Source organism: Streptomyces sp. NPDC034085 (assembly GCF_055575555.1).
In genome coordinates this window covers 188,743-197,974 of the sequence record NZ_JBVISL010000012.1, presented here as the reverse complement: position 1 = coordinate 197,974, position 9,232 = coordinate 188,743, and the positions used below count along the sequence as shown (strand labels likewise).

Below are 9,232 nucleotides of genomic sequence, written 5' to 3'. Positions count from 1 at the left end.
GCGGCCACACCCCCAGCAACACGGCACGACAGCACAGCGTGCACCCGAAGGCCCCGGTGGCCGGCCCCACCAGGCCGGCCACCGGGGCCTTCCGCATCCCACCCCGCCGATCCGGCGGTGCATCCCCGCCGCGCCACGCCGCCCGCGGCCGCGGGCCCCGCACCGGACCGATCACGGTGGTGGGGCCGCCGACGCCCCGGCTAGCATCCGACGATGGTGACACCGGCCGACACTTCCTTCCGCGACGCACTGCGCCGAGCCGACGTCGGCTGGCTGTCGAGGCACGTCGACGCCCGTCTCTGCCCGCCGGCCGTCCTCGGACGTCTCATCCGTCACGGGGATTCCCGCGTGCGGCACCTGGGGCTGGCGCTCCTGGCCGAGCGCGTCGCCGTGGGCCACCACACCGCCGACGCGCCCGAGACGGCCGAACTCGCCGCACTGCTCCCTCTGTCGACAGAGGGACCGCCGGAGGCGGAACTCGTCCTGGCCCGCCTCCACGAACGACTGGGGCCCCACCGCCCGGGGGCGCCCCGGCCGCCATGGCGCGACGCCGGCCTGCCGGCCCGCGTACGGATCGCCTGGCTGCGAGCCGAGCTCCTGAACGACCCGACGGTGCTGCGGCAGGAGACGCCCGGCGAACTGCTCTACCAGGTCGTACGGGAAACGGACATCGCCCGCGCCCACCGCCCCGCGCGGCTCGTGAGCGAACTGGTGGACAGCGGTGACGGGGTGTTGCAGGCCGAAGCGCTACGGCTGGCCCGGCAGGGACTGCACGCCGGTCTGCTGGCTCCCGCCCCGGTCCGCGCCCACCTGATCAGCCTGCTCGGTGCCGGCAGCGTGGACGTCGTCACCGCCGCCCTGGAAGAACTCGGCGAACCGTGGGCGGCGTTGGACCCCCTGCCGGCGAAGACCCTGGCCCCGATGCTCTCCGCCGACGCGGTGAGAACACGGCCCGGAGCGGCCGAAGCCGCCCTCACGGCCGCGGCCCGCCACGGGCACCCCCGGCTGCTGTGGCAGGTCGTCGCGGATCCGGACCTGCCGCCGGGCCCGCGCCGGCGGGGGATGGAACTGCTCGGCGACCTGGCCGAGCGCGGGGACATCGGCGAGCTGACCGCCCTCGCAGCGCGCGACCCCCTGCTGTTCGGCGGCCCGGCGGTCACGTGCCTGCGCGGCCTCCACCGGCGCGGCCACTTCGCGGACGGTCCGCACGTCCCGTCCGTCATCGGCCTGGCACTCGCCGATCACTCGATCCCGGCGGACGAGGTCGCGACGATCCTGTTCACCTGCCGCCAGACGGTGTTCCGCGTCCTGGTGGACGCTCCCGCCGACGATCCGAGCTGGCCGCGGCGGCTCACCCTGCTGACCGCCCTGGCCGGCCAGGGGGACGGGGAGCTGCCCATCGGGGACGTGATCACCCGGCTCCTTCCTTCGGCGCCGGCACCCGCGCCCTTCCTCGACGCCCTCCGCGTGCTGCGCCATACGGAGGCCGAAGAGGCCGTGCTCGCCCTCCTGCCCTCGGCGCCCACCGCGGCTCTGCACGCCCTGGAGGCCCTCGGCGGACACCGGACGGTCACCGCCCTGGAGGACGGGTTCGGCCTTACCGCGGGGACGGGCGCGGGCGTGATCGCACCGCACCTGCGGGCCGTGCGGAACACCGCGCTCGAGGTGCTGTGGCACCTGACCGACGACCCGTCCCGGCGGCGTGCCCTCCTCGTCCGTCTCGACCCGGCCGATCTGCCCGCCCGCATCGCGGCGGACCTCGGCGGACCCGACGAGCGGGAACTGGCGCTCCTCGGCTCCCACCTGGACCCGGACCAGCCGGCGACAGCACTGTGCAGACTGGCCGCCCACGGCGGCGCCGGCACCCTCGCGGTCATCGAGGACCTCCTCCTGCGCGTCGTCTCCGAACTGGCCGCGTCCTGGGACGCGGACGGAGCCGCCCCGCACCCCGAACGCGGACAGCCGGCCGGGGAGCCGGCCATACCGCAGGACGTCCTGGACGCCGTCCACGGCCTCGGGCGGCGCCTGCACGAGCGGCGACGGATCAGGCCGACCTGCCTCCTCGACGCGGCGACCCCGCGAGAGGCCGGGTACGCACTCGTCGCGAGCATGGCGCTGGACCTGCTGGACCGGCCCGGACTGTCGGCACGCGAGCAGACGATCCTCCTCGAACTCCTGCTCCGGGCCCCCTACGCACGCACCCGCGCGCGGACCCACCGCCTGGTGCGCCACCGGGACCGGCACGTCCGCAAGCACGCGATCGCACTGCTCGCCCGCGACACCACGGGGGACGACGCCCAGGCCCTGTCGGCGACCCTGATCGCGCTGACCACCGCACGGGACATCCAGACCGTCCGCCAGGCCCTGCTCGCCCTCGGCCACGCGCGGGCCCGCTGGGCCTCCGCCGCGATCGCCGCATGTCTCGCCCATCCGAACATGAACATCAAGAAGACCGCCGCGGAGAGCCTCATCCGCGCGGGCGCGCCCCCGGCCGTACCGGCACTGCTCCACCAGCTCGGGCACCACGACAATCCGGGACTGCGCGGCACGATCACCGAGGCGCTGCGCGCCGTCCTCGGCGACGCGTACGCCGCGACCGTCCTCGCCGCCGCCGGACGCAGCGAAGACGCCCGCGCCCGCGACCTGCTGCTGGCGGCCCTCGACGGAACCCTGACCGCGCGCTCGATCCTCGCCTTGGACGAGCAGGGGTCACCGGTGGCGGCGCCCCTGCTCGCCCTGGTGGCGGCCGGCCGGGTCGGTCTCGCCGCCGGGACGGTCGCGGACCTGGCGACGGCCATGTCCCGGCACGCGATCGCCGTCCCCGCCGCGCCCCGGCCGGCGGCGGACGCCTCAACGGACCCCGGCGTCGAGTCGCTGACGACGCGGGGCTGGAGCCCGGCCGTCGCGCTGCGCATCGCCGAAAGCCGCGACCTCCCGCACCCCACCCGGCTGCGGGAGCTGCGCCCCCTGCTCGCGGACTGGCTCCGCCTCGCCCGCTCCGAAGCCGCCGCCCGCAACCGCGTACTGCGGCTCGTGCTCCGGCTCTGCCCCGCACCGTGGACCAGCGGGGAACTGGCGCTCTTCGCCCGGTCGGCGGGGCTCCTGCTCGACGGACTCGCCGAAGCCCCCCTCGAAGACCGCAACGGTCGCATCGCCGTACTGGAAGCGGCGGCGGTGTTCCTGCCGGCGGTCGAGAAGCAGGCGGTCGCCGACGCGGTACGCGCGCTGCCCCCGGCAGCCGGGGCAGGCCTGCCCGTCCTGAGGCTGCTCCGCGGCCTCGGCGCGGTGCTGGTCCGCGCCGACCTCGAACGGGCCCTCGCCTCGGCCCGGCTGGGCGCCGACCCGTGGCGGGCCGAGACCGATGTGCTGCGGGACGCGTTCGCCGCCCCGCCGCCCTCACCGGCCGGGGCCGGTGCGGAGGCGTGGCGAGCCGCGCTCCACGCCGCCGCGCGCACACCGAGCGCCCTGCGCGCGTTCCGCGAGACGTGCCGGCAGCACGACGCCCTCCCCGGCTCCCGCCACCGGCTGGCCGCGCTGATCGAGACCCACGCCACCGCCGACCCCGAGGTCCGCACGCTGCTCATCGACTGGATGACGGACCTTCAGCCCCTCGACGCCCCACCGTGGACGATCACCGAGAGCACCCGCGCGCCGGCGCCGCAGCCGAGGACCGTGCACGCCGACGACCTCGACCAGCCCCGGTCGACCGCGCTGCGGGACCGTCTGCTGGCCATGCTGCGGTCGTCCGACCCGGACCGCCGGCACACCGCGGCCCTGACGCTCTCCCACTGGCCCGAGCCCGAGGCCGGTCTGCCCGTGCTCCGGGCGTTCCTGCACGGCCGCGTCGAGGTGCCCGTCGGCGCCGGCCTGGCCCGCGCCCTGGGCGCCATCGGCGAGCAGGAGCTCCGCGCGGACGGCATCCGCCACGACAGGGTGGCCGCCGTGGCAGGCCGGCTCGATCCGCAGGAGCTCGTACGACTGGTCCCGCTGCTGCTGGAGTGGTGGGAGCACGATCCGCCGGCGACCCGCTCCGCGGTCGGGCGGGCGCTGCGCCTCGTCCCGGCGGACGTCCTGGCCGAACACCTCGGCGACCGTCTCGCCGCCGGCGCGTGGGGGTTCCTCGACCTGCTGCGAGGGCGTCCCCTGCTGCGCACCCCCGCGCTGGCGCGGACCCGTCGGCGGCTGTCCGCCGAAGGACGCGACGACCTCGCGGACGGGCTGCTCCTCGTCGACGGCCCGTTGCGCAGCACGGACTCCGTACGGCAGGACGCCGCCGTGCTGGCGGCGCTCCGCGGCCGTCTCCCGGCAGCGTCCGCGGGAACGCCGGCACCGCCCTCCCGGCAGGAACTGCTGGAGCAGGCCCGCACCGGCGACCCCGCGCGGATACGCCGGGCGCTCACGCGGCTGGCCGAGGGGCACAGCGGCCCCCACCCGGACCACGATCCCGGGCTGCGGGACGTGCTCGCCGGGTTGCTGCGTCACCCCAAGCCCGGGATCCGCCTGCACGCGCACCGCACCTCGCGGGTCATGCTGGACCGGCGGACCTACCTGGAGCACACGTCGATCCTGCTGGACGACCCCCAGCCCGACCTGGTCCGGACGGCCGTCCGCACCCTCTGCCACGCTGCCTGGGCGCCGGCGGCCCCCGCCGTGACCGCGATGCTGGAGCACGCCCGGCCCGCCGTCCGCAAGGCCGCGGCCGAGGGGCTCGTCGCCATGGGCGGGCCGGCGGTCCCCGCTCTCCGACGAGCTGCGGCCCACGTCCGTCCCGACAAACGGCCCCTCTACACCGCGATTCTGGAACAGATCACCCAGGGGGTGTCAGCGCGGCCCTCCGGCGACGGGCGGTGACACCCTCCTGCGTCCGTACGGGTCGACGCGGTTACCGGTACGGGTCGAAGGGGATGCCCGCCGGTTTGGCCTCGGCGAGGTGGGCGGAGAAGGACCCGTCCTTCAGGCCGAAGTGCGCACTGCCGAAGTCCGCCTGGCTCAGCTTGTCCCGCAGCGTCGCGGGGTAGCCCGTCCAGCCGACGAGGGCGGGGAACTGCCAGGCGCTCCGGTGGTTCTCGGGCGGCTCGTCGTTGGTGTTCGCGGCACGGAAGCAGTGCGTACCGACGCCGTCCTTGTGGTAGACGATCTTGGGGTGGGTGCCGTCCCAGCGGATCCCGTCCCGCGTGTGGAGGGTGAAGTCGCCGTGGGCGGAGGTGGCGACGTACTTCGCCTCGCCGCCCTGGATCCACACCACCACGTGCTCCCAGTCGTGGCGGTGGCCGCCGAGGCTGATGCCGGGTATGGCCTGGTCCTTCTCGAAGTACAGGGCGTACATCACGGCGCACCAGCCGTTGTTGCAGGTGGCGCGGGAGTAGCCGTTGGTGTTGGCGAGGTCGGAGGCGTCGCGGCAGTTGCCGTTGAGGGCGCCGGTGGGGCTGAGGCCGCCGTTGAGGACTCCGGTGGGGCCTATTGCGGGCGTCGGGTAGCAGCCGTCGGTGTCGTAGTCGTACGCCGGCTGGAAGGCCAGCTCGACGGCCTCGGCGTTGACGGGGAGCGCCGGGGGAGGAGCCGCGAAGGCCGCCTGGGGGAGGGCGACGACCAGCGCGAGGGCGGCGCCGACGACGAAGGATGATCTCCAGACGTGATGACTCGTCCGCACAACAGGCCTCCGCCCGGTCGGGGTTCGCGTGAACGCGGCCCCGGCCGGAGCGGCGGGCGCGCCGGGAGCATCATTCGCGAACCCCGACGGCACGGCAAGAGTCCCGACACGGCTTCTTCACCGCACGGCCGTCAGGGGCAACACGCCTGTGGTGCAAGCTCGTTGACGACACGCACTACGGCGCGGCCTACGACACGCGCTACGGCACGGCCTACGGCCGCCGCCAGTCGTCCGTCGTCAGGTGGGATCCGGCCATCGGGCCCATGCGGAGCATGCCGCCGTCCACGGCCCAGGAGGCTCCGGTGACGTAGCCGGCGTCCGCACCGGCCAGGAAGGCGATGACCGCCGCGACCTCGCGGGCGTCCCCGGGCCGGCCCAGCGGCACCCCCGGCCGCTCCACCCGGTGCACGTCCTCGTCCTCCTGACCGGTCATCGGGGTGGCGATCTCGCCGGGGGCGACCGCGTTGACGGTGATGCCGTGCTCGGCCAGCTCCAGCGCCATCACCTGGGTGAGCAGCCCGAGCCCGCCCTTGGCGGCGCAGTACGGCGCCGCACCGACCCGCGGCTGGTGCTCGTGGACCGAGGTGACGTTGACGATCCGCCCCCCGCCGCCCTGGGCGATCATGCGGCGCGCGGCGCGCTGGGAGCACAGGAACGGGCCGACCAGGTCGACGTCGAGGACGGCCCTGAGCCGCTCGAGACCGATGTCGAGGAAGGGTTCGGCCGTACCGGTACCCGCGTTGTTGACCAGGACGTCGATCCGGCCGAGTTCGTCCGCGAGGCGGTCGACGACGTCGGCGGCGGCCGGCAGGTCGGTCAGGTCGAGGCGGGCCACGGACGCGCGCCGCCCCGCGGCGCGGACCTCCTCCGCGGTCGCCCGGGCGCCTTCCTCGTCCCGGTGCCAGGTGATGCCGACATCCATGCCGGCGGCCGCCAGCCGGACGGCTGCCGCGCGCCCGATACCGGAATCCGCACCGGTGACCACGGCCACCCCGGGAGGGGAATCCGCCTTCGCCGCGGCCGCGCCGCTCTGGCCTGCCGTGTCTGCGCCGGGTGCGGACATGAGCCCTCTTTCTGAACAGTGGGAACGGAACGGACGGATGTCCGTCCTACCGTGCCCCTGTCCGTCCGTGCCGCCCGGTATGCGCCCCCGCGCGTCGCCCGACGTGCGCACGGGTTCCCACCACGGGGCTACAGCACGCCCGAGGGGCCGCCACCGTGCGGTGGCGGCCCCTCGGCTGTCTGTCCGGCTCAGGTGCGGTCGTCCATGTCGTCGGAGATGTCGTCGAGGGACCGCTGACCCGACTGCCGGCTCTCGTCCGCCCGCTGCCGCAGCCTCTCCTGCTCGCTCTGGCCGCGCTGCTTCGCGTCGCCCTGCTTGTTCTGGAGCTTGTCCTTGGCCTGCTTCGCCTTGGCCTGCATTTCGTCCTTGATTCCCATGGTTCTCCTCGGGTTCGGGGTGGGTCGGCCTCTCCCAGGAACGCACAGGTCGGCGCGTCCGCCCTCTTGGAGCGGGCCGTTCAGGTGAGCGGGTGAGGCCTCCGGGGGATTTGTGCGGAACTCGCCGCCGAAGGGTGGGGATGTGACTCCGCCCACCCTCCCTTGACCCTCGAAGGAAGGCCTACCTAAGTTCGTCTTATGTCCCCGTACCCCTCCACACCCCCGGCCGGCTCCGGCGACGCCGCCGAGCCGTTCGACTTCGCCGTCGACCTCACCGCCCAGGAGATGCTCCGGCGCGCCCAGGTCATGGCCGCGCTCGGCCCCGACTGGGACCCGGTCGAGGTGCTGCGGGGCGAGGAAGAGGCGTACGACCTCCTCTACTCCGGCCTCGACGCCGAGCAGCAGCGCGTGTACGACGAGCTGGTCGCGGCCGGCGTCCTGCCCGTGCGCGGGGGCGGCCATGCTGCCGCTTGACCCGCAGGCCGACATCGGGCGCCGCGCCTGGGTGCCCTGCCCGGGCTGCGAGGACACCCGGGGCTGTGAGCCGTGCGAGGAGCGCCGGTCCTGCTCCCGGCACTGGCGCTACCTGCTCTCCAACAAGGGCAGCCTCCTCCACTTGCAGTGCCCCGGCTGCGCCCACGTCTGGACGCACGAGAGTGGCTTCGGCGCCACCCGCTCCCTGTGGAGCCGCGTGACCAGCGGCCTGCCGCGGCCCTCGCCGTAGGTCTCGGGCCCTGCCCACCCTGCAAAGGGGGGCCTGGCGGCCGTCGCGAAAGGGGTCGGGAGCGCCTCGGACGGGGCCGTCGCCGCACTCCGGCGACCGTTGCCCCCCGGAGTGCGGCCGGCCCCCCCGCGCAGCCGTCCACGAGCCCGCCCCTGCCCTCAGCGCACCGGCTCTGACCTGGTGTTTTCCGCGCAAGTCCCTAGGCTGTGGATCTCCGCTGGACAGCACCGAGGGGGACTCCATGAGCGAGGACGGCACCGCCTACGACGCTTCTCACATCAAGGTTCTGCACGGCCCGGAAGCGATCCGGCTGCGCCCTGCCATGTACGTCGGCTCGACCGGCGAACGCGGCCTTCACCGGGTGGTGCTCGACGTCGCCCACCGGGCGGTGAACGAGGTCTTGGCCGGCCGCGCCACTGCCGTGGAGGTCACCCTCCTGCCCGACGGCTGGGTGCGGATCTCCGACGACGGCCCGGGCCTGCCCGTCGAAGCCGCCGGGGACACCGGGAGGCCGAGCCTCGAGGCGCTGCTCGCCCGCCGCCACACCGCGACGCAGCCCGTCAGCCGCCACGCGGTGGCGATGACCTTCTTCGGCGTCGGCCTCTGCGTCACCAACGCCCTCTCCAGCCGCCTGCGGACGGAGGTGCGCCGCGGTGGTGTCCGCTGGGTACAGGACTACGCGCGCGGTACCGCGCTCGCCCCGCCGCAGCCGGCGGGCCCGACGACCGGGAGCGGGACCACCATCGCCTTCCGGCCCGACGCCGACGTCTTCGGCGGTCACCCGTGCTCGTTCGAGGTGTTGGCCGAGCAGTTCGGGGAACTGGCCTTCCTCAACCGCGATCTCGACATCGTCCTGACCGACCGGCGTCCCCCCGGCCCGCCCCGGCGCCGACGGTTCCGCTGCCCGGACGGAGTCCGGGAGTACGTCGCCCTTCTCGACGCGGGAGCCGGGACGCCCGTCCATCCGGACGTCATCTGCTTCGAGCAGGAGGACCCGCGGATGGAGGGCACGCTGGAGGTGGCCCTGAGGTGGAACGGCTCCCGCGAGGAGCGGGTCCGCAGCTTCGCCAACAGCTCGCCCACCCCGTCGGGCGGCACGCACGTGGACGGCTTCCGCGAAGGGCTGGCCGCGGCCCTCACCGCCTGCGCACGGGATCGGCTGCTGCCGGCGCCCGCCGCCCCCGGCCTCAGCGCCGACCGGATCGGGGTCGGCCTGACGGCGGTCGTCTCGCTGAAGCTCGACCGCCCGGAGCTGTCCGGCCCCACGAACAGCCTGCTGGCCAACACCGCCGTACGCGCCTGCGTCGCCGAGGCCGTACGGCAGCACCTGCGCACGTGGTGGGAGGAACACCCCGGGCAGGCGGCTGCCATCGCCGCCGGGATCCCGCGGGACACACCCAGCCGGACGACGTGACCGG

At 75.0% G+C, this 9,232-nt stretch carries 7 protein-coding genes; 4 read left to right on the top strand and 3 right to left on the bottom strand.

Annotation, left to right across the window (positions count from 1 at the left end):
• The first annotated feature begins 213 nt into the window (after window positions 1–213).
• Window positions 214–4,851 (top strand): HEAT repeat domain-containing protein, encoded by a 4,638-nt coding sequence (locus ACZ501_RS31130; RefSeq protein WP_468799911.1) that lies wholly within the window; start codon window positions 214–216, stop codon window positions 4,849–4,851.
• 31 nt (window positions 4,852–4,882) lie between these two features.
• Here the strand turns inward: ACZ501_RS31130 and ACZ501_RS31125 are convergent, their stop codons facing one another.
• The 3 genes from ACZ501_RS31125 to ACZ501_RS31115 all read right to left on the bottom strand — a co-directional run bounded on the left by ACZ501_RS31125 (window position 4,883) and on the right by ACZ501_RS31115 (window position 7,090).
• Window positions 4,883–5,650: an NPP1 family protein gene (locus ACZ501_RS31125; protein ID WP_468799909.1), complete on the bottom strand. Its 768-nt coding sequence runs from the start codon at window positions 5,648–5,650 to the stop codon at window positions 4,883–4,885.
• Between the two features lie 211 nt (window positions 5,651–5,861).
• Window positions 5,862–6,713, bottom strand: a complete 852-nt coding sequence (locus ACZ501_RS31120; RefSeq protein ID WP_361611340.1) for an SDR family oxidoreductase — start codon at window positions 6,711–6,713, stop codon at window positions 5,862–5,864.
• 188 nt (window positions 6,714–6,901) lie between these two features.
• The gene (locus ACZ501_RS31115) at window positions 6,902–7,090 is read right to left on the bottom strand and encodes a hypothetical protein (RefSeq protein ID WP_468799907.1); all 189 of its coding nucleotides are present in this window, start codon (window positions 7,088–7,090) and stop codon (window positions 6,902–6,904) included.
• Between the two features lie 198 nt (window positions 7,091–7,288).
• Between ACZ501_RS31115 and ACZ501_RS31110 the strand changes: the two genes are divergently transcribed.
• The 3 genes from ACZ501_RS31110 (at window position 7,289) to ACZ501_RS31100 (ending at window position 9,228) form a co-directional block, all read left to right on the top strand.
• On the top strand, window positions 7,289–7,564 hold the full coding sequence (locus ACZ501_RS31110) for a DUF6400 family protein (RefSeq protein ID WP_361610508.1): 276 nt from the start codon (window positions 7,289–7,291) through the stop codon (window positions 7,562–7,564).
• On the top strand, window positions 7,551–7,814 hold the full coding sequence (locus ACZ501_RS31105; protein WP_361610506.1) for a hypothetical protein: 264 nt from the start codon (window positions 7,551–7,553) through the stop codon (window positions 7,812–7,814). The genes ACZ501_RS31110 and ACZ501_RS31105 overlap by 14 nt, the downstream gene beginning before the upstream one ends.
• Window positions 7,815–8,055: 241 nt before the next feature.
• Window positions 8,056–9,228: a DNA gyrase subunit B gene (locus ACZ501_RS31100; protein ID WP_468799905.1), complete on the top strand. Its 1,173-nt coding sequence runs from the start codon at window positions 8,056–8,058 to the stop codon at window positions 9,226–9,228.
• Window positions 9,229–9,232: the final 4 nt, after the last annotated feature.

Coding starts and splice junctions, on each gene's coding strand:
- ACZ501_RS31120 (WP_361611340.1), bottom strand. CDS start 6,713: ATGTCCGCACCCGGCGCAGACACGGCAGGCCAGAGCGGCGCGGCCGCG.
- ACZ501_RS31130 (WP_468799911.1), top strand. CDS start 214: ATGGTGACACCGGCCGACACTTCCTTCCGCGACGCACTGCGCCGAGCC.
- ACZ501_RS31100 (WP_468799905.1), top strand. CDS start 8,056: ATGAGCGAGGACGGCACCGCCTACGACGCTTCTCACATCAAGGTTCTG.
- ACZ501_RS31110 (WP_361610508.1), top strand. CDS start 7,289: ATGTCCCCGTACCCCTCCACACCCCCGGCCGGCTCCGGCGACGCCGCC.
- ACZ501_RS31105 (WP_361610506.1), top strand. CDS start 7,551: ATGCTGCCGCTTGACCCGCAGGCCGACATCGGGCGCCGCGCCTGGGTG.
- ACZ501_RS31115 (WP_468799907.1), bottom strand. CDS start 7,090: ATGGGAATCAAGGACGAAATGCAGGCCAAGGCGAAGCAGGCCAAGGAC.